Origin of the sequence: Ochrobactrum sp. AN78, from assembly GCF_029909885.1 — a bacterium.
GTDB lineage: Bacteria > Pseudomonadota > Alphaproteobacteria > Rhizobiales > Rhizobiaceae > Brucella > Brucella quorumnocens.
The window spans coordinates 110,461-134,217 of the sequence record NZ_JASAMU010000002.1 but is presented as its reverse complement, the minus strand read 5'-3'; the positions used below and the strand labels follow the sequence as shown (position 1 = coordinate 134,217).

Below are 23,757 nucleotides of genomic sequence, written 5' to 3'. Positions count from 1 at the left end.
TGCGTCAAGCTGTGAACTGTTTTCCGAAGACAGAGGTAAGTATAGAGACAAAATGGAAAACGCCAAAATCAAATCGCCCGTGAATGCTTCCGCTTCGACATCTGTGCGTCGTCCACGCCGGGTCACAGGCACGCTTTATACGGCTGATGAAATCCATGAGATTTTCCGTCGCTTTTCCATTTTGCGACCGGAACCGAAGGGCGAGCTGGAACATACCAATCCGTTTACATTGCTTGTAGCCGTGGCGCTGTCAGCGCAGGCAACCGATGTGGGTGTGAACAAGGCGACGCGCGCACTCTTTGCGATTGCCGATACGCCGCAAAAAATGCTGGCTCTCGGCGAAGAAGCAGTCGGGGATTATATCCGCACCATTGGTTTGTGGCGCAACAAGGCTAAGAACGTCATTCTGCTATCTGAAGCGCTTATCCGTGATTATGGCGGTGAAGTTCCTGATGATCGCGATGAATTGGTGAAGCTGCCGGGCGTTGGCCGCAAGACCGCCAATGTCGTGCTGAGCATGGCTTTTGGTCATTCGACCATGGCCGTGGATACGCATATTCTGCGCATTGGAAATCGGATCGGTCTTGCACCAGCTAAGACACCCGATGCGGTGGAAGCTATTCTCATGCGGGTTATTCCAACGGAATACTTGTTCCACGCGCATCACTGGCTGATCCTGCACGGTCGCTACACGTGTAAGGCGCGCAAGCCTGAATGCGAGAATTGCGTTATTGCTGATATCTGCAAATATCCCGGAAAGACCTGTGACGTCCCCGCAGCGCTCATTCCGCTACCGCCGCAGTTTTAAAATTTCTCGCTGCGAAATTGCCTTGTGCAAATGGATCATCATAGCGGCTGCAAAAAGCGGGGTCAGCAGATTGACAAGCGGGATCGCCATGAAGGCCGCGATCAGCAGTCCTGCTAGAAACACCGTGACACCATATTGAGAGCGGAGTGCCTTGGCCTCGCTCTCGGACCGATAACGCATCGCGGCAAATTCAAAAAATTCCCGCCCCAGCAAATAGGCGTTGATAACGAAGAAGGCGATCAGATTGATGCCTGGAACGAACAGCAGAACCAACGCCACGATATTGCCGAGAATGACCACACTCAGGAATTTGAGCGAAACGACTACAGAGCGCCCGAGCGGCAGAGGTGTGCCAGCTGGCTCTCTGGGATAATCTTCGCGCTCAACGACATCTGCGACGTCATCGAGGAAAATACCGGCGACCAGCGCTGTCACAGGCGCAATCATTAATGCCAGCACAAGAGCAAGCCCAAGACCTGCCACGATTGCTGCAGCAATACCGAGCCAGCCTGCCCATCCAGGCATTCCGGGCAGCAATTGCTCCATCCAGGGCCATGCGAAAGTAAAAAATATTTGTCTTATGGCGACCCAAAGCCCGACAAGTAACAAAAGCGTCAAGCCAAGCGTTTTCCATAAAACGGAGCGAAATTCCGGCGTTGGAAGACGTTTAAGTGCCTTCAACGCAGCATCAATGATCATTTTGGATCCACTTTCAGCAATCTCATGCGATCAAAATAAGAAGGCTGTTCGGTCTGCACAAGACGGCCTGCCCACAAGTCACAAGACTGACGGACTAGCCAAAAACTTTTCAAAAGGCTAAACCCGCCCCACATGACTGCCGCCGCACCGCTGTCTGAATGCCTCGGAGAGAGGCTGGCAGCAGACAAAAAGGGGAGCCCCAGACCAGCTCATGGCTACATTCGACGTTCTTTGCATTGGCAACGCCATTGTCGATATTCTTTCGCGCACTGAAGACGCGTTCCTTGAGGCCAATGGTATCATCAAAGGTGCCATGAACCTGATTGATGGGGATCGAGCAGAACTGCTCTATAGCCGCATCAAGGGACAGTTTACTGAAATGTCCGGTGGTAGTGCAGGCAATACAGCTGCAGGCGTTGCAAGTCTCGGCGGACGTTCTGCCTATTTCGGTAAGGTTGCAACCGATCATCTTGGTCGGGTATTTGCCCATGACATTCGTGCGCAGGGCGTAGCCTTTGATACGCGTGCTCTGGAAAAAGGTTCACCGACTGCGCGTTCGATGATTTTCGTCACAGCGGATGGCGAGCGTTCAATGAACACCTATCTGGGTGCCTGCGTCGAACTTGGACCCGAAGACGTCGAAACCTCCAAGGTTGCCGACGCTCGCGTCACCTATTTCGAAGGCTATCTGTGGGACCCGCCACGCGCCAAGGAAGCCATTGTTCTCGCTTCCAAGATCGCGCATGAGCATGGCCGTCAGGTTGCCATGACCTTGTCGGATCCATTCTGCGTAGACCGTTATCGCGAAGAGTTTCTCGATTTGATGCGTAAGCGCACTGTCGATATCGTTTTTGCGAACGAAGACGAGGCAAAATCGCTTTATCAAACCAAGTCGCTTGATGAAGCTGTGGAAGCCATCCGCAAGGATTGTCCACTTGCGATTATCACGCGTTCGGAGAAAGGCGCAATTGTCATCACCGCTGACCAGACGCTGCATGTCCCCGCGATTGAAATTGAAGAGCTGGTCGATACGACGGGTGCAGGCGATCTTTACGCTGCCGGCTTCCTATACGGATATACCAAAGACCGTTCGCTTGAGGATTGCGCGCGTCTTGGTTCGCTTGCCGCAGGCATGATCATTCAACAGATGGGCCCACGTCCGCTGATCGACCTTCAGGCCGTCGCAAGTCAGGCCAAACTGATCTGATTTCTTGGCGCATTACCCGACGCAAAACTGCTTTGCACTTTTGCTGGAAATACTCTGATTATTTATCCAATCTGACAATTCGGTCGCGCTTGAGTTCTTCTTCAGTGCGGCCGGGACGGCTCTTATAAACCGGCAGGTTCCAGCCGAAGTACAGCGCACCGCCGCGCACGATGAATGCGGTGAGCGCTGCTGCAAGGGCTGCGAATATCGGGTCAAATCCGAAGCGCTCCAGCACCACATAAAGACAAGCGCCCGCGAGTGCTGCCGAAACATAAATTTCCCTGCGCATCAGCACGGACGGCTCACCTGCTACCATATCGCGCAAAATGCCACCAAGTGTGGCGGTGAAAATGCCCGTCACAATCGCGACCGATGGCCCGAAACCAAGTGCTAGCCCTTTGGCAGCGCCCACGACTGTATAGGCCGACATACCGATGGCGTCACACCACAGCAAAAGCCTGTAGCGTGATTCCACCAGGTGGGCTGTGAAGTAGACGATGATTGCCGCCGATGTGCCTGCCAGCAGATAAAAGGGTTGCACGACCCAGAAAACCGGCGCGCCCAACACCAGATCGCGCATCGTGCCGCCGCCAATGCCTGTAATATTGGCGAGGAAAATGAAGCCGATAATGTCGAGCTGACGACGTGAAGCCGCAAGAGCGCCAGTGGCAGCGAAGACGAAAACACCTGCAAAATTTGCAAAATCAAAAATCGTCACGCATGCGCCTCCCAGCTGGTATTTTGTCGATATTCCAACGGATAAGGACAAAAAGAAAGAGCGGCGATGTATATCGCCGCTCTCAATCGATCAATCAATCAGATCAAAATGCGCCCTAAGCATCGCCCTCTGCTTCAGTTGCGCCGCTTTCGGCAGCGACCTTCGGGCCGCCCTTTGAAACGCCAACCATAGCTGGACGCAGCACGCGGTCGCCGATGGCATAGCCTGCCTGCATAACCTGTACGACCGTGTTGGCTGGCAGTTCAGGGTTTGGCACTTCAAAAATAGCCTGATGGAAGTTCGGATCGAACTTTTCACCTTCTGGATTAAGCTTGGTCACGCCATGGCGTTCCAAAGCCTGCAGCATGGCACGTTCGGTCATTTCCACGCCCTCAGCCAGTGACTTGAGGTTTGCATCGGTTTCCAGTGCATCCACAGGAATAGCTTCATGTGCTCGGCTCAGATTGTCGGAAACCGACAGCATGTCACGAGCAAAATTTGTCACTGCGTAAGTGCGGGCGTCCTGAACATCGCGCTGGGTGCGCTTGCGCAGGTTTTCCATCTCGGCAACGAGACGCAGCATCTGATCCTTGAGTTCAGCATTGTCAGCTTCGAGCGCTGCAATCGTATTTGCAGCCAGGCTCTCGGCATCAACGGATTCCTCTTCGGCTTCCGCGCGTGCCTCAGCCTTACGGCTTTTCAGAAAATCATCGGCAGCACGCTTCAGCGCATCACGATCCCGAGGATTGTTGATATCGCGCTGCTCAAGATCGGGGTTTTCGGTTTTGTTTTTTTCATCAGCCATAATGCTTCTTCCGTCTTGAATAGTGTTTGGGCCGGATATCGAGTTTCGCGGCATTAAAATCAAGGTCTAAATTCTTCACCTTGGCAAGTCTGACACTGCATATCAGCATTTGAGCCAAAAGTGCGAAGCGGTTTTGCGTTGGATAAAGCGCAAAACAAACAGTGAGACGTGGCTCCACCGGTTCAGTCTTAGCTGGAGCCGCACTAGATTCCATATCATATTAGCGCAGCAGTCGGGATACGATCTGAGCAGTGTAATCAACCATCGGCACGATGCGGGCATAGTTGAGCCGCGTCGGGCCGATCACGCCAAGAGCACCAATAACCCGCTGCTCGCTGTCACGATAAGGGGCTACGACGAGTGAAGATCCCGAGAGCGAGAACAGCTTGTTTTCCGAGCCGATGAAAATCCGCACGCCAGAACCCGATTCAGCAAGATCCAGCAATTGGATCATGCCGTCCTTGGTTTCAAGATCATCGAAGAGATGACGCAGACGTTCGATATCTTCTTGTGCATGAATGTTTTCCAGCAGATTGGCGCGTCCGCGTACGATAAGCCGCGCGGGCTGGTCGGACCCTGCACCACTCCATACGGCAAGCCCTTGTCCCACCAGTTCCTGCGAGAGCTGATCAAGCTCCTGTCTGGTTTCTTCGGAAAGTTTTTCGAGTTCCGATTTTGCTTCTGACAGCGTATGCCCGTGAATATGGGCATTGAGAAAGTTCGATGTTTCCACGAGTTGCGAAGCGGAAATGCCGGCAGGCAGATTGATGACACGGTTTTCAACATCGCCGTTCTGCATCACAAGGACAGCAAGCGCACGTGTCGGCTCAAGCCGTACAAATTCGATGTGTTTGAGCGCACCTTCCGCTTTGGTGGCAAGCACAAGACCTGCGCCGCGCGAAAGGCCTGACAAAACCTGACTGGCTTCGGTCAAAACGCTTTCGACAGAATTACTGGTGCCTGCGGAACGAACCTGTGCTTCAATCGATGAGCGTTCATCGGGCGGCAGGTCGCCCACTTCCATGAAAGCATCCACGAAGAAACGCAGGCCAATCTGCGTCGGCAAACGTCCGGCGGAGATGTGTGGCGCATAGATGAGACCCAATTGTTCCAGATCGCTCATCACATTGCGAATGGTGGCAGGCGAAAGACTGTGCGGCAGCAGACGTGATAGATTGCGTGAGCCGACCGGATCACCATCATTGAGGTAGCTATCGACGATCAGCCGAAAAATATCACGCGACCGCTGGTCGAGCGCGCTAAGGAGCTGATGTTCCGGTGATTTGATCATTGTCTCAATGCGCGCCTTTTGAATTGCATGCTTTAAATATAAGACTGCTGGCGAAGGCGTCAAAGGCTTTGCACCTATAATGACAGGTCTCTTAACACCTCTCTTGGGTGATCTTGCGAAATTCCTTTCCATTCTTGTGCGACAGGCCTAAAAAGCCGCAACGAAAAACGAATTGAGGAATTACCATGCGTCCATCCAAGCGCGCTGTCGATGAAATGCGCGCCGTGTCTTTTGAGCGCGGCGTTTCCAAGCATGCCGAAGGCTCTTGCCTCGTCAAGTTTGGTGACACCCATGTTCTGTGCACGGCTAGCCTTGAGGAAAAGGTCCCGGGCTGGATGCGTAATAGCGGCAAGGGCTGGGTCACGGCCGAATATGGCATGCTTCCGCGCTCGACGGGTGATCGTATGCGCCGTGAAGCGGCAAGCGGCAAGCAGGGCGGTCGCACGCAGGAAATCCAGCGTCTGATCGGGCGTTCGTTGCGGGCAGTTGTTGATCTTCAGGCACTTGGCGAATTCCAGATCACGGTTGACTGCGACGTTATTCAAGCCGATGGCGGCACGCGCACAGCAGCCATCACCGGCGGCTGGGTTGCATTGCATGATTGCCTTCGCTGGATGGAAGCGCGTCAGATGATCCGCATCGAGAAAGTGCTCAAAGATCATATCGCCGCCATCTCTTGCGGCATTTATGAAGGCCAGCCGGTGCTTGATCTAGATTATGCAGAGGATTCGGCTGCTCAAACCGACAGCAATTTCGTGATGACTGGCCAGGGCGGCATCGTCGAAATTCAGGGTACGGCTGAAGGTGCACCGTTCTCGGAAGAAGAGTTCGCATCGCTTATGAAGCTTGCACGCGGCGGCATTAATCAGCTCGTCGAGTTGCAGAAAGCAGCCATTGCCTGATAGTTAAGGCCTTCTCTGGTTAGAGCGCATCCCGAAAAGTGTGAAGCGGTTTTCGGACAAGATGCGCTCAAAAACAAATATTTGGAGCGTTTCCTCTGATTCAGAGAAATTGAAAGCGCTCTAAGAGGAGGCCAAGGCTATGCAGGCAGCCCGCATTCTTGAAACTGCGCTCTATGTCCGGGATGTTGCCGAAGCGATTAAGTTCTATCGCGACATCATAGGGCTTGCGCCGGTGGGCAAAGTCAGCGAACGCAATGCATTCTTCCGCTGTGGTGATGGCATTTTGCTGCTCTTCAAGGCGGAAGAAACGTTGAAGCCGCCTGCACCGGGATCGCTGCCGGTGCCGCCTCATGGTACAACGGGCCCGGGGCATGTCTGTTTTGCAGCCGCGCGTCATGAGATTGACGCTTGGCGCACTTATCTCGAAAAGCAGGACATTGCGATCGAGTCTGATTTCGAATGGCCAAACGGCGCACGTTCGATTTATTTTCGTGATCCCTTCGGCAACTCGTTGGAATTCGCTGAGCCGAAACTTTGGAATTAAAGCATGATCCCGAAAAGTGGGAACCGGTTTTCGGCTAAGATCATGTGTGGAAAAAGGGCATGATCCCGAAAAGTGGGAACCGGTTTTCGGATGAGATCATGCGTTGAAAAAACAGGACTGAAATGAGAGCACTTGAAAAAGGCAAACTGATCGTCGCATCCCACAATGCGGGCAAACTGCGCGAGTTTGATGGGCTGATCGCCCCGTTTGGTTTTGAGGTCAGTTCTGTTGCGGCTCTCGGCCTCCCTGAGCCGGAAGAAACCGGCACAACTTTTGAGGAAAACGCTTACATCAAGGCGCTGGCCGCAGCAGAGGCTACGGGTCTGCCATCGCTTTCTGATGATTCCGGCATGGCCGTGGATGCGCTTGATGGCGAACCCGGCGTTTACACGGCTGACTGGGCAGAAACTCAAGACGGCACGCGCGATTTCAACATGGCAATGCAGAAGGTCGAAGATCTTTTGCAGGAAAAGGGCGCGACGACGCCAGATAAGCGTAAAGCACGCTTTGTTTCAGTGATCTGCCTTGCTTGGCCGGATGGTGAAGCACAATATTACCGTGGTGAAGTGGAAGGCACGCTGATCTGGCCACCGCGGGGCGATATTGGTTTCGGTTATGATCCGGTGTTTAAGCCCGATGGCTATCAAAAGACCTTTGGTGAAATGACCGCCGACGAAAAGCACGGCTGGAAGCCGGGCGATGCGTCAGCTCTTTCGCATCGTGCGCGCGCTTTCAAGCTTTTCGCTGAAAAGGCACTTGACGTTGTTTCGGACCCCGCTGAATGAACCATCATTTTTCTCTACCCGCCGATAATGCTGATATTTTGCCGATCACGCGTACGGATGGGGAGAGTGCGTTTGGTGTTTACGTGCATTGGCCGTTTTGCCTCGCCAAATGCCCCTATTGCGACTTTAACAGTCACGTGCGTCATCAGCCGGTTGATCAGCAGCGCTTTGCGCAAGCCTTCAACCGGGAGATGGACACATTGCGTGCCCGCACCGGCCCGCGTACCATCACCAGTATATTTCTGGGCGGAGGCACGCCATCGCTGATGCAGCCTTCAACGGTTGGCAGCCTGCTCGACGGTATCGCATCGCGCTGGTCGGTGGCACCCGACATTGAAGTCACGCTGGAAGCCAATCCGACGAGCGTGGAAGCTGAACGCTTTCGCGGCTATCGTGCAGCTGGCGTCAATCGCGTGTCGCTCGGCATTCAGGCATTGAATGACACCGATCTGCGCCGTTTAGGTCGTATGCATTCGGTCGAGGAGGCTAAGGCCGCAATTCGGTTGGCGCGTGAGATTTTCCCGCGTCTGTCTTTCGATCTCATCTATGCGCGCCCCAACCAGACGATTGAAGCCTGGCGTGAAGAGCTGAAAGAAGCAATTGATCTGGCTGCCGATCATCTGTCGCTCTACCAGCTGACCATCGAGGAAGGCACGCAGTTTTATAATCTGTGGAAAGCGGGCAAACTGACTACGCCTGACCCCGATCACGCTGCGGCTCTCTATGAGGAAACGCAGAAGGTGACAGCGGAGTATGGCCTTCCGGCTTACGAAATTTCGAACCATGCCGTGCCTGGACGTGAATCGCAGCACAATCTAGTTTACTGGCGCTATGGGCAATATGTCGGTATCGGCCCCGGCGCTCATGGGCGTTTCGTTGAGAATGGCGCTCGCACTGTAACGATCACGGAAAAACATCCGGAAACATGGCTCGAAAAGGTCGAGCAGCGTGGCCATGGGATCAACGAAGAAGAATATCTTGAACGCGATCAGGAAGGCGATGAATTCCTGATGATGGGATTGCGTCTGCGTGAAGGCATTGATCTTGATCGATATCGTCGCCTGACGGGGCACGATATCGACAGACAACGTCTTGCGAGACTGGTTGCATCGGGCATGATCGAACCGATGGATGGGGATTTCATCCGTGCGACCCCGGATGGCGCTTTGGTGCTTGATGCGCTTTTAGCTGATCTTGCGGCGTAAATATAGGCCTGCGTAAGGATACGGAATGACCGAATTATACGACGATGTGAAGCGCGAATTTGTGGTTGGTGGCACCGCCCAGCGTGCCCGACCCATTGAATCTGCGCTCTATATCGTCTCGACCCCGATTGGCAATCTCGGCGATATGACTTTGCGCGGACTAGAAACGCTGGCAAGCGCTGACATTGTCGCCTGTGAAGACACCCGCGTTACCCGCGTGTTGCTGGATCGTTATGGCATTGTGCGTCGTCCGATCAGCTATCATGAACATAATGCCAATGAAGCAGGTCCAAAGCTCATCGCTGCTTTGCAGGCTGGCAAGAGTGTTGCGCTTGTTTCGGATGCCGGGACACCACTCGTGTCCGATCCGGGTTTCCGGCTGGTTGGTGAAGCGCGTGATGCGGGTATCCGGGTTGTGCCAATTCCGGGCGCATCGGCGCTTCTTGCAGCCCTTGCAGCTTCAGGGTTGCCAACCGATGCGTTCATGTTTTGCGGCTTTCTGCCAGTCAAGCATGGTCAGAAGCAATCGAAGCTTGAGAGCCTCAAGAATATTGATGCGACGCTGGTTTTCTATGAATCACCGAACCGCTCCGCGGCAACATTGGCTGATATGGTCGAGGTTTTCGGCGCAGATCGGGAAGCAGCGCTTTGCCGTGAACTGACCAAAGCCTATGAGACCATCGTGACCACGACGCTCGGTGAATTGTCCAAGCAGTTCGATGGCGAAGACCGAATTCGCGGTGAGGTGGTGCTGCTGGTCGGCCCGCCTTCAGGGGAAGCCGGTCCGCAAAGCGAAGAAGATATAGACAAGTTGCTTTTATCGCTTGCTGAGGAACTTCCGCCGTCAAAAGCCGCAGGCGAGGCCGCGCGCATGACGGGCGGGCAGAAATCGGTACTTTATCAGCGATTGATGCAGCTGAAGGCGCAAGGCTGATGAGTGGTTTCCGCGAGAAAAAGCGTGTTGCTTTCTTTCGCGGACATAGCGCTGAGCGCTTGGCCGCTTTCGCGCTTATGCTCAAGGGTTTTCGTATCGTCGCGCGCCGCTATCGCACTAGGCTTGGTGAGATTGATCTCATTGCCCGGCGTGGTGATCTCATTCTCATTGTAGAAGTCAAAGCACGATCGAGTGTGGAGGCAGCGCAACTTGCCGTCACATCGTCCGCTATGCGTCGCATCGAAGGGGCTGCCGATATGTGGCTGCAACGTCAGCCAGATTATGCTCGGCTGTCGTTGCGGTTTGACCTTGTGGCCGTACTTCCACGTCGGTGGCCCAAACATGTTCCGGCATTTTTCACGTCTGGCAACTATAGCTAAGTTAATGTAAATCCTATAAAAATTATGGGATATAATTTGGGGCAAACAGGAATTAAAATCCTCAAAAAGCCTTTTCCGAGAAAAAGTGATGCTCCGCGCGATTTGCGCGCGCAAGCCCGTTTCTTATAAAATTTCACCACTCCGGGGATAATAGCCGCTATCTGAAAAAGGATAGTCTCGTGTCCCATTCACAACCGCGTCTTCTTGCTGATTTTCCTGCCTTCTTCCGTGTTTCGGAAGAGCTGGTGGTTATTGTCGGCGGTGGCGAGGAAGCGCTCAACAAAGCGCGCCTCGTAGCTCAGACATCTGCCCGTTTGCGGATTGTTGCGGAAGAGTTCGAGCCCGCTCTGACAGCTTTCATTGAAAGCCATGGTGCGGAGCAAGCAGAGGAAGCTTTCAGACCAGAACATCTTGAAGGTGCGAAGCTGGTTTTTGTCGCAACCGGCGACGAGGCAAAGGACCGCGCCATTGCAGCCAGCGTGAAGGCTGAGAAAATCCCGGTCAATGTTGTGGACCGTCCAGCCCTTTGCGATTTCCTGACACCAGCCATCGTGAACCGCGCACCGATTGCGATTGCGATTGGCACGGAAGGATCAGCCCCTGTGCTGGCGCAGATGGTGCGTGCGCGCATCGATGCAGCCTTCTCACCACGTCTTGGCGAATTGGCGCATTATGCCGAAAGCTGGCGTCCGCTGGTCGAAAAGCTTCTGCCAAAAGGCCTGGCCCGCCGCAGTTTCTGGCGCGGATTCTTCTCCGGCTCTGTAGCGCGTGCTGTTGAAAACGGTGATCGCGAGAGCGCATACAAAGCCGCAAATGAGTTGATCGCTCAGTCGCAAAACGCTGCCGGCTACGTCTGGCTTGTCGGTGCTGGTCCGGGCGCAGAAGACCTGCTGACCTTGCGCGCCCATCGCGTTCTGATGGAAGCGGATGTCATCGTGCATGACGCGCTGGTGCCGGAAGGTGTGATCGCCATGGGTCGCCGCGATGCCGAACGCCTAGCGGTAGGCAAACGCAAAGGTTGCCATTCCAAGAGTCAGAATGAAATCAACGATCTTCTGGTCCGCCTTGGTCGTGAGGGCAAGCGTGTGGTGCGCCTGAAAGCAGGCGATCCGCTTGTTTTTGGTCGTGCTGGCGAGGAAATGGCGGCATTGCGCGCCGCGGGTATCGGCTTTGAAATCGTGCCGGGCATCACGTCCGCTTTCGCCGCCGCAGCCGATATGGAACTACCGCTGACTTTGCGTGGTGTTGCTTCTTCGTTGGTATTTACGACTGGCCATGACATGGCAGGCGATGTGCTGCCGGGCTGGGCCAAGCTTGCTGTCTCCGGGGCAACAATTGCCGTCTATATGGGTTCAAGTGTTGCAGCCTCGGTTGCAAGCCGTCTGATCTCTGCCGGTCTGCATGAAGATACGGCGGTCGCGGTTGTTGAGAATGCCAGCCGCAAGGATAAGCGGCTGTTTCATGGAACATTGAAAGATCTCCCGTCTCTGGAAGAGCGCAAAGAACTCTCCGGTCCGGTCATGGTCATCATCGGCGATGCTGTTGCAGGCGCCGCTATCGACAAAGCGCAGGCGCTGGCAGTCAAGGCAAGCCTTGTTGCAGCTTAAAGCGCATTCCGAAAAGTGGACCCCGGTTTTCGGAAAAGATGCGCGTGAAGAAAAAACGAACGTAGCGCCGATCTGACTTAATCAGATCGAAATGCGCTCAAAGTTCAGGAGTTGGGAAAATGGTTGTAAAAGTTCTCACTGCAAACCGGCTCATCGATGGACAGGCTGTGTGGCTTGGCGCTGACGGATCATGGCAGGAAACCATCGATGGTGCGTTGGTTGCCCGTCATGCGGAAGCCGTCAGCGCACTTGAAGAAGCAGGTAAAGTCGCAGCGAAAGCCAATCTGGTTGTCGACGTGAATGTCATCGATGTCGAAGAGCGCGACGAAGGGCTTTATCCCATTCGCCTCCGCGAACGTATCCGACTCTCCGGTCCCACCATCATTACGCTTGGTCAACCGCATGGCTCCCAAAAGTGGGAACCGGTTTTGGGATAAAGCCATGCGTGAAAAAAAGCTTTTAAAGCAAGCCTCCTGATCTGAATATCGGAAGTAAATATGTATCGTTATGATGAATTTGACCGTGACTTTGTTGCGGCCCGCGTTGCACAGTTCAAGGATCAGGTTGGGCGTCGCCTTTCTGGCGAATTGACGGAAGACCAGTTCAAGCCTTTGCGGCTGATGAACGGTCTTTATCTGCAATTACATGCCTATATGCTGCGTGTTGCGATCCCTTATGGCACATTGTCGAGCCGCCAGCTGCGCAGGCTTGGCTCCATTGCGCGGGATTATGACCGTGGCTTCGCGCATTTCACGACGCGTCAGAACATCCAGTACAACTGGCCAGCACTGAAAGACGTGCCGCAAATTCTCGAAGAGCTTGCGGGAGTCGAAATGCATGCAATCCAGACGTCGGGAAATTGCATTCGCAACGTGACAGCCGATCATTTTGCAGGGGCTGCGCACGACGAAGTCACCGATCCACGCCCGTTTGCCGAGATTCTCCGTCAGTGGTCGTCACTGCATCCGGAGTTTTCTTATCTGCCGCGCAAGTTCAAGATAGCGATTGTCGGCTCAGAGCAGGATCGTGCGGCCATTCAGGTGCATGACATAGGCTTGCAGCTTAAAAAGAACGAAGCAGGCGAACTTGGCCTTGCTGTTTACATCGGGGGCGGGCAGGGGCGTACTCCAATGATCGCCAAAAAAATCCGCGACTTCCTGTCGGTCGAAGACATGCTGACCTATGTGACGGCTATCGTGCGTGTCTATAACCTATACGGTCGCCGCGATAATAAATATAAGGCGCGCATCAAAATTCTCGTGCATGAAACTGGCGTTGAGCCGTTGGTACAGGAGATTGACGCCGAATGGGAACAGATCCGCTACGGTGATCTAAAACTGCCGCAGCGTGATATTGATGCGATTGAAAGCTATTTCAGGATGCCGGACCTGCCGCAGCGTCCCGAAGGCTGGGAAATTCTGGCTGTTACGCAGAAGTCCGATGCCGATTTTGCGGCCTGGACCAAGCGCAATGTAACGCCACACAAGAATCCCGATTATGCCGTTGTCACGGTTTCGTTGAAGCCTATCGGTGGGATTCCGGGTGATGCCAGCGCCGAGCAGATGGAACTGGTGGCGGATATTGCCGAAACCTATTCGTTCGATGAAATCCGCGTCAGCCATGAGCAGAATCTGGTTCTGCCGCATGTGGCCAAGGCTGACCTTCCTGCGGTCTATGATCTGCTCGCCTCCGATGGTCTGGTGACGGCCAATGCCGGTCTCATCACAGATATCATCGCATGCCCAGGCCTTGATTATTGTGCGCTGGCCAATGCGCGCTCGATCCCGGTCGCGCAGCGTATTTCGGAACGCTTTGGCGATCAGCAGCGCCAGCTTGAAATCGGCGATCTCAAGATCAAGATTTCCGGCTGCATTAATGCCTGCGGTCATCATCATGTCGGGCATATCGGTATTCTTGGCGTCGAGAAGAAGGGCGAAGAACTCTATCAGATCACGCTTGGCGGTTCCGGCGATGAGCATACGTCGATTGGCGACATCACGGGACGTGGATTTTCTTCCGAAGAAGTGGTCGATGCCATCGAGACTGTCGTCGATACCTATCTCGGTTTGCGCGAGAGCGATAAGGAAACATTCCTCAATGCTTACCGTCGGGTTGGCATGGAGCCCTTCAAGCGCGCGCTTTATGGAGAGGTGAGCCGTGCGGCCTGACGCTGATCCCAGTTCGGACCAGAGAGCGGAGGCGCAAGCCCGTCTGCTGGAAGGAAGTCATGGCGCTTCCTCTCCGCAAGAGGTGATCGCACTCAGCATCCACGAACTCTTTGAAGGACGCATCGCAGTCGTCTCGTCGTTTGGAGCGGAGTCCGCCATTCTGTTGCACATGATCGCGCAGATCGATCCGGCAACACCGGTTCTGTTTCTCGATACGGGTAAGCATTTCCGCGCAACGCTCGATTATAGGCATGATCTCGTAGAACGGCTGGGTCTGACGGATGTTCAGGATATTCTGCCGCTTGAGGAAAACGTGAAAGCCGATGATCCTTTCGGTGCTTTGTCGATGACCGACAAGGATCGCTGCTGCTTCATTCGCAAGGTTGAACCGATGGCGCGTGCCGTCGCACCTTATCGCGCGTGGATGACAGGCCGGAAGCAATTTCAGGCCTCCACCCGCAATGCTTTGCCGGTTTTTGAATCTGTCGGCCCGCGTATCCGCATCAATCCGCTTGCGCATATGCAGTCGGAAGACTTGCGCGCCTATGCGCAAAAGTACGACCTTCCCGTGCACCCACTGACCACGCAGGGGTATCGCTCCATTGGTTGCATGCCCTGCACACGACCAGTCCGTGATGACGAAGATCAGCGTGCCGGACGCTGGGCGGGATCGGAAAAGACCGAGTGCGGCATCCATCTGACCGGCCTTGCTGAAAGCCTGAATAATCTTGGAGCTTTGGACCCGAAATGAGTGAAACAATCTTGGAAACGAAGCTCTGGTCTGAGCAAGGCTTTCGTGAAGACGACTATATTTTTGCGGATGATCTGGAAACCGCAGGTGATGCGCCCGCGATCATCATCCCTTTGGCCGTCTGGTTGGGATTTGATGAGGAGCTGCGTCGTTCTTCCAATCGCCGCATAGGTGTGTTGGTGACGCCGGGTGAAAAGGTCGAGCCACTATTCGATCATCTCGACAGCCTGCCGGTTATTGCCTTACAGTTTCCGGCCTTCAACGATGGCCGTTCCTATTCAAAGGCAGAAGTTCTGCGTCGTGCGGGTTTTGAAGGCGAATTGCGGGCGACAGGCGATGTGCTGATCGATCAGGCAGCTCTTATGCTGCGCACCGGGTTTGACAGCCTTCAGGTAACCAACAAGGTGGCCCAAAGCCGCCTTGGCGAGCAGCGTCTTGTGGATACGCCCGGTTATTATCAGCCCGGCCGTGGTTCGGTGCAGCAGGAGGGTGGGTTCGCCTGGCGTCGGGTAAAGGCGGGCTAATTCTTAGCAATCACCTTTTTTGTGGTTTTGCTTGTTCGCTTGATGGGGTAGATACGCCCCATCAAAGCATTTCCAGCAAAAGTGCGAAGCGGTTTTGCGTCGGATAATGCGTCAAAATAAAAAGATAGAGCGGTCAAAGGTTTCATATTATCCGGAACCGCTCTGGATTTGGAGACAAGACGTGATCCGCCACATTGTTTTCTTCAGCGTCAAGCCAGATCAGGACATCGATGTCGTCCGCAAGGGCTTGGAGCAGTTGGGCACTATTCCTTATTCCGACGTTTTTGAAGTTCTGCCGAATTCCAAGGTCGACCCGATGGGCAACGCAATTGATCTTGTTGTCTATGCCGAGTTCAAGGATGAGGAAGCGCTCTTCGCTTATAAAAACCATCCGACCTATGATGCATCCACGCAATATGTGCGCCCTATGCGTGAACTGCGTTTCTCCGCAGATGTCGTAACTGACAAGGGCTGATAGACTTTACCCATTCTGGCTCTGATCGAGGTGGCAGGCATATGTTTATCGTATTTGCAGGTTTGCCGGGTGTTGGAAAAAGTACGATTGCACATAAACTGGCGGGCATTTTGCCCGCTTTTTATTTGCGTATTGATACGATCGAGAACGCAATCATTGCTTCCGATGTGCTTTCACAGCAGGGAAAGCCAGGCGTTTCGGGCTATATGACCGCATACCGGCTTGCCTCCGATAATCTATCGTTGGGACATATGGTCATTGCAGATTCTGTGAATCCGCTCAAAATTACGCGTGATGCTTATAGATCTCTTGCGCTATCTGCGAATGTGCCGCTGGTGGAAGTCGAAATCATCTGTTCTGATTTAGCGGAGCACAAAAGACGTGTTGAGACACGTAGAGAGAAGTCTCAAGATCCATCTCAGCCGACATGGAGCGCTGTTCAGTCTCGTCAATATGAGCCTTGGGACAGACCGCATCTTGTGATCGACACGGCGTTGTTCTCACCCGAGGAAGCTGTCGGATTGATCATAGATCAGCTGCGTCAATCGGGTCATTGGGATTTGCGTAATTAATCTTCGGTTGTTGGTCGTGCCTGCAAAGGCAGACCACCGAACAAATCCGGCTCAAGTGATGTTCTGGCGCGTTCGATATTGAGCAGGCGCAGCTTGGTCGCTGTACCACCCGCAGCCGAAAAACCGCCGACTTTGCCATTGGAACCTAAAACCCGATGGCAGGGGACAATGATCGGAAACGGGTTCTTGCCGAGCGCATAGCCAACTGCCTGCGAAAGACTGACATCACCGAGCCTGCGCGCGATTGCGCCATAGGTGATGGTTTCACCAGCTTTGAGTTCCAGAAGGATTTCATAGACCCTGCGATTGAGGTCCGGTACCGAATCAAGTGCGAGAGGCGTTACGGAAAAGTCCGGATCGCCGCCTTCAAGCAACACGCGAACATTGTCGATCGCTTCTGTGATGAAAACAGGTGGGGATGTGACTTCTATTTCGGAAAAGCGGCTTTTCAGCCTGTAACGGGTCTCGTTTTCATCGGCATCGCCGATTTCCACGCCGACGATTTTGTCTGCATGCCAAGCGATGCCGCAAGGGCCTATCGGTGTTTCAAATATGCTGAGACCTGACGATTCCATAGCAGCAATCATAACATGAGTTGGTCGTTTCCGTGAAAACGCTTGCGTGAAATTCGCAATATTTGCAGCGGACGGCACAGCGAAATGGTTGAAGAACGACGCAAATAGTGATTGTGTGAGAGTAACCCGCCAGTGACATGGAAAGTTGCATGTCTTTAAATGGCCAAATGATTGAGTGATATCTTCTGGCGCGCGTTTTGGCGTGATCGGGACGAGGAATTTTAAATGGACGATTACGAACGCTATGCCACAGGGCTGATGATCGTTTTTGGTGCGCTGATCGTCGGTGCACTGATGGCAGCCAATCTTTATCATGGCGATAAGCCGGGTTTTCTTTTCGCGCTGGGTGCAGCGGTGGTAGCCTGGTTCTCTGCTTTTGCAGTGCTTTTCGATAAGCCCCGCGTCTATGGCGTGATGATCGCCATTGCGATCGGACTGGTCGCAGCTTCTATCGGCGCTTTCGTAACCTGACTTTCGAAGCTTATAGCATTACAAAAAAGCCCCGGATTGTCCGGGGCTTTTTTGTTTAAATATAGGGCGAATAGCACTGACGCCTTGGCCCATAATTGGGCTGGAACGTATTGTCATATGCGCGGTAGGAGCGATAGCGATTGTAGCACCAGCGCACATGGGCGTTGCCACCACGATACATCGGGGCTGGGCGATAGCGCGGCTGATGACGATAGACCGGCGGACCCCAATCTCGATAATACGGCCGATAATGCGGGCGATAATGCCTGTATCCATCGCGATAACGTGGCCGATCATGACGCCAATGGCGTCGATCTCCGCGGTAATCGTAGTATTGCACGTTCTCGACCGGAGCCTGCGCGCTGGGTGTGATTGCAGGTGCGATAAGCGCTGTTGGCTGTGCCGCATTTGCGCTTGCTGTGATGGCGGGCACACCTATGCCGAGTGACAGACACGCTGCGAAGAAGGAAGATGCAAGTTTCTTCATCGGGTTCTCCCTGAAACATGTCGCGGAAAAGTGGGGACGGGTTTTCCGATCTCGACATGCGAAAAACAAGAATAGAGCGCATAGCGCTTATGGTCTCGCTGTCCCTGAAGGCGATTTTGCTCCAGCAATATGGCGGGTAGGTGGCTGCGAATGCTCACTTTTTCTTCCCCTTGGCAACAGTTGGGTGAAGGCTTGTGTAGGGGCCTAAAACATGCGTTCAGAATTGACATAAAGATATGTTTATGTCATTAAGCGGTGCTTGTGCGTTGTGGGTTTACGCAAAACCTTCGAACGCGCACGATGTGATGTGATCTACACACTGGATTAATTGAAAATCCTTTGCGAATTTCGGCCGGTGTTGTAGCGATGAAGCGTATTTGAATACAGGCGGTAATCCCCTATGACGTCTTCCCTCGATAATCTTTTTGGTGCAACGGCAGCAAAGCCGGACGGTTCGGAAGTGCTCGCAGCACTGACCCAGGCCGCCAGAGAGCGCATTCTGATTCTCGATGGGGCCATGGGTACGCAGATTCAGGGGCTCGGCTTTCACGAAGAGCATTTTCGCGGCGAACGTTTTGGTGCCTGCGACTGCCAGCTTCAGGGCAATAACGATCTTCTGACACTCACCCAGCCAAAGGCGATTGAAGAAATTCACTATGCTTACGCCATGGCTGGAGCGGATATTCTTGAAACCAATACGTTTTCTTCAACCACCATCGCTCAGGCCGATTACGGCATGGAGGATGCGGTTTACGAACTGAACCGCGATGGCGCGCGCCTTGCCCGACGTGCAGCCTTGCGCGCTCAGCAGAAAGACGGTCGCCGCCGCTTTGTTGCAGGCGCACTCGGACCGACAAACCGTACCGCCTCGCTTTCGCCGGACGTGAACAATCCGGGCTATCGTGCAGTCACCTTCGATGATCTGCGTATCGCCTATGCTGATCAGATTCGCGGATTGATGGACGGCGGCTCCGATATCATTCTGATTGAAACGATCTTCGATACGCTGAATGCAAAGGCTGCAGTCTTTGCTGCCGAAGAAGTATTTATCGAGAAGGGCGTACATCTGCCGGTCATGATTTCCGGCACGATTACCGATCTTTCAGGTCGTACGCTTTCCGGCCAGACGCCGACGGCATTCTGGTATTCGCTGCGCCATGCCAAGCCTTTCACTATTGGCCTTAATTGCGCGCTCGGCGCCAATGCGATGCGTGAACATCTGGCGGAAATCGCAGGCATCGCCGATACGTTTGTCTGTGCCTATCCAAATGCCGGTCTGCCGAATGAATTCGGTCAGTACGACGAAAGCCCGGAAGCAATGGCCGCGCAGATCGAAGATTTCGCGCGTGAAGGGCTCGTCAACGTGGTTGGCGGTTGCTGTGGCTCGACGCCTGACCATATTCGCGCAATCGCTGCGGCTGTCGCCAAGCATCCGCCGCGCAAGCCGGTTAACGTGCCACCATTGATGCGCTTGTCTGGCCTTGAGCCTTTCACGCTGACCAAAGACATTCCCTTCGTCAATATCGGTGAGCGCACCAACGTTACCGGCTCTGCCCGCTTTCGCAAGCTGATTACGGCTGGTGATTATTCGGCAGCACTCGTTGTTGCCCGCGATCAGGTGGAAAACGGCGCGCAGATCATCGACATCAATATGGATGAAGGCCTGATCGACAGCCAGAAGATCATGGTTGAGTATCTCAACCTGATTGCAGCTGAGCCGGACATCGCTCGCGTGCCAGTGATGATCGATAGTTCTAAATGGGGCGTGATCGAAGCTGGTCTTAAATGCGTGCAAGGCAAGCCCATCGTCAATTCCATCTCGCTCAAAGAAGGCGAGGAAGCCTTCCTGCATCATGCGCGACTGGTCCGCTCCTATGGCGCGGCGGTTGTGGTCATGGCATTTGATGAAACCGGGCAGGCTGATACGGAACAGCGCAAAGTCGAAATCTGTACTCGCGCTTACAAGATACTGACCGAGCAGGTCGGCTTCCCACCGGAAGATATCATCTTCGATCCGAACGTCTTTGCGGTCGCGACCGGTATTGATGAGCACAATAATTACGGCGTCGATTTCATTGAGGCCACGCGCAAGATTACTTCAACCTTGCCGCACGCCCATATTTCCGGCGGTGTTTCCAATCTGTCGTTCTCGTTCCGTGGCAATGAGCCGGTGCGCGAAGCGATGCATGCGGTCTTCCTCTATCATGCCATTCAGGTTGGCATGGATATGGGCATCGTCAATGCCGGTCAGCTCGCCGTTTATGACACGATTGATCCGGAACTGCGCGAGGCCTGCGAAGATGTGGTGCTCAATCGTCGTGCAGACGGAACCGAACGCCTGCTGGAAATTGCCGAACGTTTCCGGGATAGCGGTACAAGGGAAGCCAAAACGCAAGATCTGAGCTGGCGTGAATGGTCAGTCGAAAAGCGGTTGGCGCATGCGCTGGTCAACGGCATTACTGAATATATCGAAGCTGATACCGAAGAAGCTCGTCTGGCCGCAGCGCGTCCGCTGCATGTGATCGAAGGCCCGCTGATGGCCGGCATGAATGTGGTCGGCGATCTGTTTGGTTCGGGCAAAATGTTCCTGCCCCAGGTGGTTAAATCCGCACGCGTGATGAAGCAGGCTGTTGCGGTGCTTCTCCCTTACATGGAAGAGGAAAAGCGCTTGAGCGGTGGCGAAGGCCGCCAGAGTGCAGGAAAAGTGCTGATGGCAACCGTGAAGGGTGATGTGCATGACATCGGCAAGAACATTGTTGGCGTGGTTCTCGCCTGCAACAATTACGAGATCATCGATCTTGGCGTGATGGTGCCGACACAGAAAATTCTCGATACTGCGCGCGCGGAAAATGTCGATGTGATCGGCCTTTCGGGCCTGATTACGCCATCTCTCGACGAGATGGTGCATGTCGCGGCCGAAATGGAACGCGAGGGCTTTAACGTGCCGTTGCTGATTGGCGGTGCGACAACCAGCCGTGTTCATACGGCGGTGAAAATTCATCCGCGTTATGAGCAGGGACAGGCGGTTTATGTGATCGATGCCAGCCGTGCGGTTGGCGTCGTTTCCAATCTTCTGTCACCGGAAAACAAGGCAGGCTATATCGAAGGTATCCGTTCTGAATATGCCAAGGTTGCAGCAGCACATGCGCGTAACGAAGCGGATAAGAAGCGCTTGCCGTTGGCTCGTGCGCGCGAGAACGCGCATAAGCTCGACTGGGATGCTTACAACCCGCCGAAGCCGACTTTCCTTGGCACCAAGACGTTCGAGAACTACGATCTCGCAGCAATTGCTCGTTATATCGACTGGACGCCTTTCTTCCAGACCTGGGAGATGAAGGGGCGCTATCCGGCAATTCTCGAAGATGAAAAACAGGGCGAAGCCGCGCGTGCGCTTTGGGCAGACGCGCAGGCAATGCTTGCCAAGATCATTGGAGAAAAGTGGTTTGCACCGCGCGCCGTTATCGGTTTTTGGCCCGCCAATACGGTGGGCGACGATATCCGTCTCTTCACTGATGAGAGCCGGAAGGAAGCGCTAGCGACCTTCTTCACGCTACGCCAGCAATTGTCCAAGCGCGACGGTCGTCCAAATGTTGCTATGTCGGACTTCGTAGCGCCTCTAGACAGCGGCAAGCAGGATTATGTTGGCGGCTTCGTTGTGACCGCAGGCATTGAGGAAGTGGCAATTGCAGAGCGTTTTGAGCGAGCCAATGACGACTATTCGTCAATTCTCGTTAAAGCGCTGGCGGACCGCTTCGCTGAAGCTTTTGCGGAATTGATGCATCAGCGCGTGCGCAACGAGTTCTGGGGCTATGCGCCGGGTGAAGAACTGCCGAACGACGATCTGATTCACGAGCGTTATGCGGGTATCCGCCCCGCACCTGGTTATCCGGCGCAGCCTGACCACACCGAAAAATCAACACTGTTTGAGCTGCTTGATGCGACCACTCAAACTGGGGTTGAGCTGACGGAAAGCTATTCCATGTGGCCGGGCTCATCGGTTTCGGGGCTCTATATCGGTCATCCGGAAAGCTATTATTTCGGCGTTGCCAAAGTAGAGCGTGATCAGGTTGAGGATTACGCTGAACGTAAAGGCATGAGCGTTGAGGAGGTTGAGCGCTGGCTGGGACCGATCCTCAACTATATACCGGGGCAAACACCGGAGCCAGTTGAAGCAGCTGCTTAAGTAGTTTATTAAATAATAAATATAAAGGCTCCGCATTATGGGGTCTTTATATTTAATTTACTAAAGTTTTATTTACATAGAATAAATATTGGCTTTTTGAAAATGCCGAAAAATCTTGAAATCATTATGTATGGCTGACCCAAGAATCATGTGTTATGTAATACAGGTGGCTTACGGTTTTGTAGTCGATGATTTGAATTCGCGGATTCCGGCGCCATAGAATCCCTTCAGTTTATATTTGTTTGTCTGGCAATATATCGATGCCGGAGTGTGTATGCTTGCAGCGTTTTTAGAGTAAATATTGCTTCATAAGGAAAATGTTGGGATTCATGCAATGAAATGGGAAGATTTATACGAGAAGATACAATCATCCGATAATGCAGAGCAGTTATTTGAACACGTTAGATCTTATGCTGAAGCGCTCGGCTTTCAATATGCTTCATGTACCATGTGTGTGCCGTCTCTGAACAGTGTTGCTCGCTGGGTGCGTTTTGAATCCTTGCCCGACGGCTGGCAGAAACACTACGTCGCCAAGAAATACGCGGATATTGATCCGATTATTAGGCGAGGGATAAATAGCATCGAGCCTTTGGTTTGGTCGGCTCGACAGTTTGCGGAAGCTCCCCAAATATGGGCGGATGCACAAACGTTTGGTTTGAAGGCTGGTATTTCCCAGCCATGCTGGGCGGCTCAGGGCGTTTTTGGAATTCTCACATTCCTGCGCGAGAGACCAGCTTTGTCAGAAGGCGAAATCTCGATGCTGCGTCGCCAGATGCAGATTGTAACCAATCTTCTGCATCTTGCCATGTATGAACATGTCGATGTTCCCAGCATCAATTGTGTGGCGGAGGTTAATCTGACGGCACGTGAGCGCGAGATCCTGCGGTGGACGAGCGAAGGAAAGACTGCTGAGATTATCGGTAGGATCCTCAATATCTCGACCCGGACCGTTAATTTTCATATCAGCAATGTTCTCATCAAACTTGTTGCTGTGAACAAGGTACAGGCTGTCGCCAAGGCGCGGACTTTTGGCCTGCTCTAGAGCAGAATCTGACCGGAGTGAAACGAGGATTGATAAGAATATATTGAAATAGACTAAATTAGAGCGCCGATCTGATCCAATCAGATCAAAACGCGTTCTAATAACTTCTATCCTTCGGCGGTTTGGACCGAAGGATGCTTCAATCCTTGTTTGACAAAAGTTTTGCCCTTCAAAAAACTGCTTTAATACCACAAATTTAGTAGTATTTTCCGTCACTTGGCTCAGAATACAGTTTCTTGATGCTGCGCAAGTTTGTTCCTGCTTCTGGCAAAAAACAGGCAAGTTTTCGCTCAAGCCTCTCGCAATAAGCGATAGCATACTTTTCCTTTTGTCCTGTCTTTCACGACAATGCGCTCAGAGTGGTTTTCCACGCTAGCGCCGGATCAAGGCATCTGCCCACCCTCCCGCCAGCTACTACGCATCGTGCTTTGTGCGTCCGAAAGGACGCACGACGCTCTAAAACCAAAGTTCATTGAGTAAGACTCATCGGACTTTGGTTAAGCCGGTGTGGCGATTGAACATTTTCAAGGCGTGATGCGTCAGCATCTTGAGCCGCCTTGGTATAAAGCGCATCCCGAAAAGTGTGAAACGGTTTTCGGATTAGATGCGCGTCGAAGTTAAAGT

At 53.4% G+C, this 23,757-nt stretch carries 24 protein-coding genes; 18 read left to right on the top strand and 6 right to left on the bottom strand.

Annotated elements, in window-relative coordinates; translation table 11 throughout:
- The first annotated feature begins 52 nt into the window (after positions 1 to 52).
- Positions 53 to 808: an endonuclease III gene (gene nth / locus QBD00_RS04225; protein WP_318578730.1), complete on the top strand. Its 756-nt coding sequence runs from the start codon at positions 53 to 55 to the stop codon at positions 806 to 808.
- On the opposite strand, the gene QBD00_RS04220 is transcribed toward nth, so the two are convergent.
- Complete coding sequence (locus QBD00_RS04220; protein ID WP_318578729.1) at positions 791 to 1,507, bottom strand: sulfate transporter family protein; 717 nt, start codon at positions 1,505 to 1,507, stop codon at positions 791 to 793. The genes nth and QBD00_RS04220 overlap by 18 nt on opposite strands.
- A gap of 211 nt (positions 1,508 to 1,718) precedes the next feature.
- Between QBD00_RS04220 and QBD00_RS04215 the strand changes: the two genes are divergently transcribed.
- On the top strand, positions 1,719 to 2,714 hold the full coding sequence (locus tag QBD00_RS04215; protein ID WP_095445921.1) for an adenosine kinase: 996 nt from the start codon (positions 1,719 to 1,721) through the stop codon (positions 2,712 to 2,714).
- Between the two features lie 58 nt (positions 2,715 to 2,772).
- Here the strand turns inward: QBD00_RS04215 and QBD00_RS04210 are convergent, their stop codons facing one another.
- The 3 genes from QBD00_RS04210 to hrcA form a co-directional block, all read right to left on the bottom strand.
- Positions 2,773 to 3,432, bottom strand: coding sequence for a trimeric intracellular cation channel family protein (locus QBD00_RS04210; protein ID WP_095445922.1), 660 nt, complete (start codon positions 3,430 to 3,432; stop codon positions 2,773 to 2,775).
- Positions 3,433 to 3,547: 115 nt separating this feature from the next.
- Positions 3,548 to 4,237 (bottom strand): nucleotide exchange factor GrpE, encoded by a 690-nt coding sequence (grpE, locus tag QBD00_RS04205; protein WP_095445923.1) that lies wholly within the window; start codon positions 4,235 to 4,237, stop codon positions 3,548 to 3,550.
- Positions 4,238 to 4,457: 220 nt separating this feature from the next.
- Positions 4,458 to 5,528 (bottom strand): heat-inducible transcriptional repressor HrcA, encoded by a 1,071-nt coding sequence (hrcA, locus tag QBD00_RS04200; RefSeq protein WP_095447830.1) that lies wholly within the window; start codon positions 5,526 to 5,528, stop codon positions 4,458 to 4,460.
- A 185-nt stretch (positions 5,529 to 5,713) separates the two neighbouring features.
- Between hrcA and rph the strand changes: the two genes are divergently transcribed.
- The 13 genes from rph to QBD00_RS04135 all read left to right on the top strand — a co-directional run bounded on the left by rph (position 5,714) and on the right by QBD00_RS04135 (position 16,375).
- On the top strand, positions 5,714 to 6,430 hold the full coding sequence (gene rph, locus QBD00_RS04195; protein ID WP_264230546.1) for a ribonuclease PH: 717 nt from the start codon (positions 5,714 to 5,716) through the stop codon (positions 6,428 to 6,430).
- Positions 6,431 to 6,569: 139 nt separating this feature from the next.
- Entirely contained in the window at positions 6,570 to 6,974 is a 405-nt protein-coding gene (locus tag QBD00_RS04190) for a VOC family protein (protein ID WP_264230547.1), read from the top strand.
- Between the two features lie 122 nt (positions 6,975 to 7,096).
- Complete coding sequence (gene rdgB / locus QBD00_RS04185) at positions 7,097 to 7,759, top strand: RdgB/HAM1 family non-canonical purine NTP pyrophosphatase (protein ID WP_318578728.1); 663 nt, start codon at positions 7,097 to 7,099, stop codon at positions 7,757 to 7,759.
- Complete coding sequence (gene hemW / locus QBD00_RS04180; RefSeq protein ID WP_318578727.1) at positions 7,756 to 8,964, top strand: radical SAM family heme chaperone HemW; 1,209 nt, start codon at positions 7,756 to 7,758, stop codon at positions 8,962 to 8,964. The genes rdgB and hemW overlap by 4 nt, the downstream gene beginning before the upstream one ends.
- 25 nt (positions 8,965 to 8,989) lie before the next feature.
- Entirely contained in the window at positions 8,990 to 9,898 is a 909-nt protein-coding gene (rsmI, locus tag QBD00_RS04175) for a 16S rRNA (cytidine(1402)-2'-O)-methyltransferase (RefSeq protein ID WP_318578726.1), read from the top strand.
- A complete protein-coding gene (locus tag QBD00_RS04170; RefSeq protein WP_318578725.1) occupies positions 9,898 to 10,278 on the top strand; it encodes a YraN family protein in 381 nt (126 codons plus the stop codon). The genes rsmI and QBD00_RS04170 overlap by 1 nt, the downstream gene beginning before the upstream one ends.
- A gap of 179 nt (positions 10,279 to 10,457) precedes the next feature.
- A complete protein-coding gene (gene cysG, locus QBD00_RS04165; protein ID WP_318578724.1) occupies positions 10,458 to 11,885 on the top strand; it encodes a siroheme synthase CysG in 1,428 nt (475 codons plus the stop codon).
- Positions 11,886 to 12,004: 119 nt separating this feature from the next.
- Positions 12,005 to 12,322: a DUF2849 domain-containing protein gene (locus QBD00_RS04160; RefSeq protein ID WP_318578723.1), complete on the top strand. Its 318-nt coding sequence runs from the start codon at positions 12,005 to 12,007 to the stop codon at positions 12,320 to 12,322.
- Between the two features lie 60 nt (positions 12,323 to 12,382).
- Positions 12,383 to 14,053 carry a nitrite/sulfite reductase gene (locus QBD00_RS04155; RefSeq protein WP_318578722.1) on the top strand — a complete coding sequence of 557 codons (1,671 nt, stop codon included), beginning with the start codon at positions 12,383 to 12,385 and terminating at the stop codon, positions 14,051 to 14,053.
- Positions 14,043 to 14,804, top strand: coding sequence for a phosphoadenylyl-sulfate reductase (locus QBD00_RS04150; protein WP_095445932.1), 762 nt, complete (start codon positions 14,043 to 14,045; stop codon positions 14,802 to 14,804). The genes QBD00_RS04155 and QBD00_RS04150 overlap by 11 nt, the downstream gene beginning before the upstream one ends.
- Positions 14,801 to 15,328: a DUF934 domain-containing protein gene (locus QBD00_RS04145; RefSeq protein ID WP_095445933.1), complete on the top strand. Its 528-nt coding sequence runs from the start codon at positions 14,801 to 14,803 to the stop codon at positions 15,326 to 15,328. Before QBD00_RS04150 ends, QBD00_RS04145 begins: the two co-directional genes overlap by 4 nt.
- Before the next feature lie 181 nt (positions 15,329 to 15,509).
- A complete protein-coding gene (locus tag QBD00_RS04140; RefSeq protein ID WP_007873331.1) occupies positions 15,510 to 15,803 on the top strand; it encodes a Dabb family protein in 294 nt (97 codons plus the stop codon).
- A gap of 41 nt (positions 15,804 to 15,844) precedes the next feature.
- Positions 15,845 to 16,375, top strand: a complete 531-nt coding sequence (locus QBD00_RS04135; RefSeq protein ID WP_264230554.1) for an AAA family ATPase — start codon at positions 15,845 to 15,847, stop codon at positions 16,373 to 16,375.
- On the opposite strand, the gene QBD00_RS04130 is transcribed toward QBD00_RS04135, so the two are convergent.
- The gene (locus tag QBD00_RS04130) at positions 16,372 to 16,950 is read right to left on the bottom strand and encodes a methylated-DNA--[protein]-cysteine S-methyltransferase (RefSeq protein ID WP_095447832.1); all 579 of its coding nucleotides are present in this window, start codon (positions 16,948 to 16,950) and stop codon (positions 16,372 to 16,374) included. The two genes, QBD00_RS04135 and QBD00_RS04130, sit on opposite strands and share 4 nt — an antisense overlap.
- 225 nt (positions 16,951 to 17,175) lie before the next feature.
- On the opposite strand from QBD00_RS04130, the gene QBD00_RS04125 reads away from it, so the two are divergent.
- Positions 17,176 to 17,421, top strand: coding sequence for a hypothetical protein (locus QBD00_RS04125; RefSeq protein ID WP_094578781.1), 246 nt, complete (start codon positions 17,176 to 17,178; stop codon positions 17,419 to 17,421).
- Positions 17,422 to 17,476: 55 nt separating this feature from the next.
- Here the strand turns inward: QBD00_RS04125 and QBD00_RS04120 are convergent, their stop codons facing one another.
- A complete protein-coding gene (locus QBD00_RS04120) occupies positions 17,477 to 17,908 on the bottom strand; it encodes a BA14K family protein (RefSeq protein WP_318578721.1) in 432 nt (143 codons plus the stop codon).
- A 400-nt stretch (positions 17,909 to 18,308) separates the two neighbouring features.
- Here QBD00_RS04120 and metH point away from each other — a divergent pair, with 400 nt between their 5' ends.
- Positions 18,309 to 22,091 carry a methionine synthase gene (gene metH, locus QBD00_RS04115; protein WP_318578720.1) on the top strand — a complete coding sequence of 1,261 codons (3,783 nt, stop codon included), beginning with the start codon at positions 18,309 to 18,311 and terminating at the stop codon, positions 22,089 to 22,091.
- A 334-nt stretch (positions 22,092 to 22,425) separates the two neighbouring features.
- On the top strand, positions 22,426 to 23,133 hold the full coding sequence (locus tag QBD00_RS04110; RefSeq protein ID WP_318578719.1) for a LuxR family transcriptional regulator: 708 nt from the start codon (positions 22,426 to 22,428) through the stop codon (positions 23,131 to 23,133).
- Positions 23,134 to 23,757 lie beyond the last annotated feature (624 nt).

Excerpts from the sequence above, each read along its gene's own strand:
- QBD00_RS04145 (WP_095445933.1), top strand. The coding sequence starts at position 14,801 with ATGAGTGAAACAATCTTGGAAACGAAGCTCTGGTCTGAGCAAGGCTTT.
- hemW (WP_318578727.1), top strand. The coding sequence starts at position 7,756 with ATGAACCATCATTTTTCTCTACCCGCCGATAATGCTGATATTTTGCCG.
- QBD00_RS04130 (WP_095447832.1), bottom strand. The coding sequence starts at position 16,950 with ATGGAATCGTCAGGTCTCAGCATATTTGAAACACCGATAGGCCCTTGC.
- rdgB (WP_318578728.1), top strand. The coding sequence starts at position 7,097 with ATGAGAGCACTTGAAAAAGGCAAACTGATCGTCGCATCCCACAATGCG.
- QBD00_RS04110 (WP_318578719.1), top strand. The coding sequence starts at position 22,426 with ATGAAATGGGAAGATTTATACGAGAAGATACAATCATCCGATAATGCA.
- rsmI (WP_318578726.1), top strand. The coding sequence starts at position 8,990 with ATGACCGAATTATACGACGATGTGAAGCGCGAATTTGTGGTTGGTGGC.
- QBD00_RS04190 (WP_264230547.1), top strand. The coding sequence starts at position 6,570 with ATGCAGGCAGCCCGCATTCTTGAAACTGCGCTCTATGTCCGGGATGTT.
- QBD00_RS04160 (WP_318578723.1), top strand. The coding sequence starts at position 12,005 with ATGGTTGTAAAAGTTCTCACTGCAAACCGGCTCATCGATGGACAGGCT.
- QBD00_RS04220 (WP_318578729.1), bottom strand. The coding sequence starts at position 1,507 with ATGATCATTGATGCTGCGTTGAAGGCACTTAAACGTCTTCCAACGCCG.
- QBD00_RS04135 (WP_264230554.1), top strand. The coding sequence starts at position 15,845 with ATGTTTATCGTATTTGCAGGTTTGCCGGGTGTTGGAAAAAGTACGATT.
- rph (WP_264230546.1), top strand. The coding sequence starts at position 5,714 with ATGCGTCCATCCAAGCGCGCTGTCGATGAAATGCGCGCCGTGTCTTTT.
- QBD00_RS04120 (WP_318578721.1), bottom strand. The coding sequence starts at position 17,908 with ATGAAGAAACTTGCATCTTCCTTCTTCGCAGCGTGTCTGTCACTCGGC.
- QBD00_RS04215 (WP_095445921.1), top strand. The coding sequence starts at position 1,719 with ATGGCTACATTCGACGTTCTTTGCATTGGCAACGCCATTGTCGATATT.
- hrcA (WP_095447830.1), bottom strand. The coding sequence starts at position 5,528 with ATGATCAAATCACCGGAACATCAGCTCCTTAGCGCGCTCGACCAGCGG.
- QBD00_RS04155 (WP_318578722.1), top strand. The coding sequence starts at position 12,383 with ATGTATCGTTATGATGAATTTGACCGTGACTTTGTTGCGGCCCGCGTT.
- grpE (WP_095445923.1), bottom strand. The coding sequence starts at position 4,237 with ATGGCTGATGAAAAAAACAAAACCGAAAACCCCGATCTTGAGCAGCGC.
- nth (WP_318578730.1), top strand. The coding sequence starts at position 53 with ATGGAAAACGCCAAAATCAAATCGCCCGTGAATGCTTCCGCTTCGACA.
- QBD00_RS04125 (WP_094578781.1), top strand. The coding sequence starts at position 17,176 with ATGGACGATTACGAACGCTATGCCACAGGGCTGATGATCGTTTTTGGT.
- metH (WP_318578720.1), top strand. The coding sequence starts at position 18,309 with ATGACGTCTTCCCTCGATAATCTTTTTGGTGCAACGGCAGCAAAGCCG.
- QBD00_RS04170 (WP_318578725.1), top strand. The coding sequence starts at position 9,898 with ATGAGTGGTTTCCGCGAGAAAAAGCGTGTTGCTTTCTTTCGCGGACAT.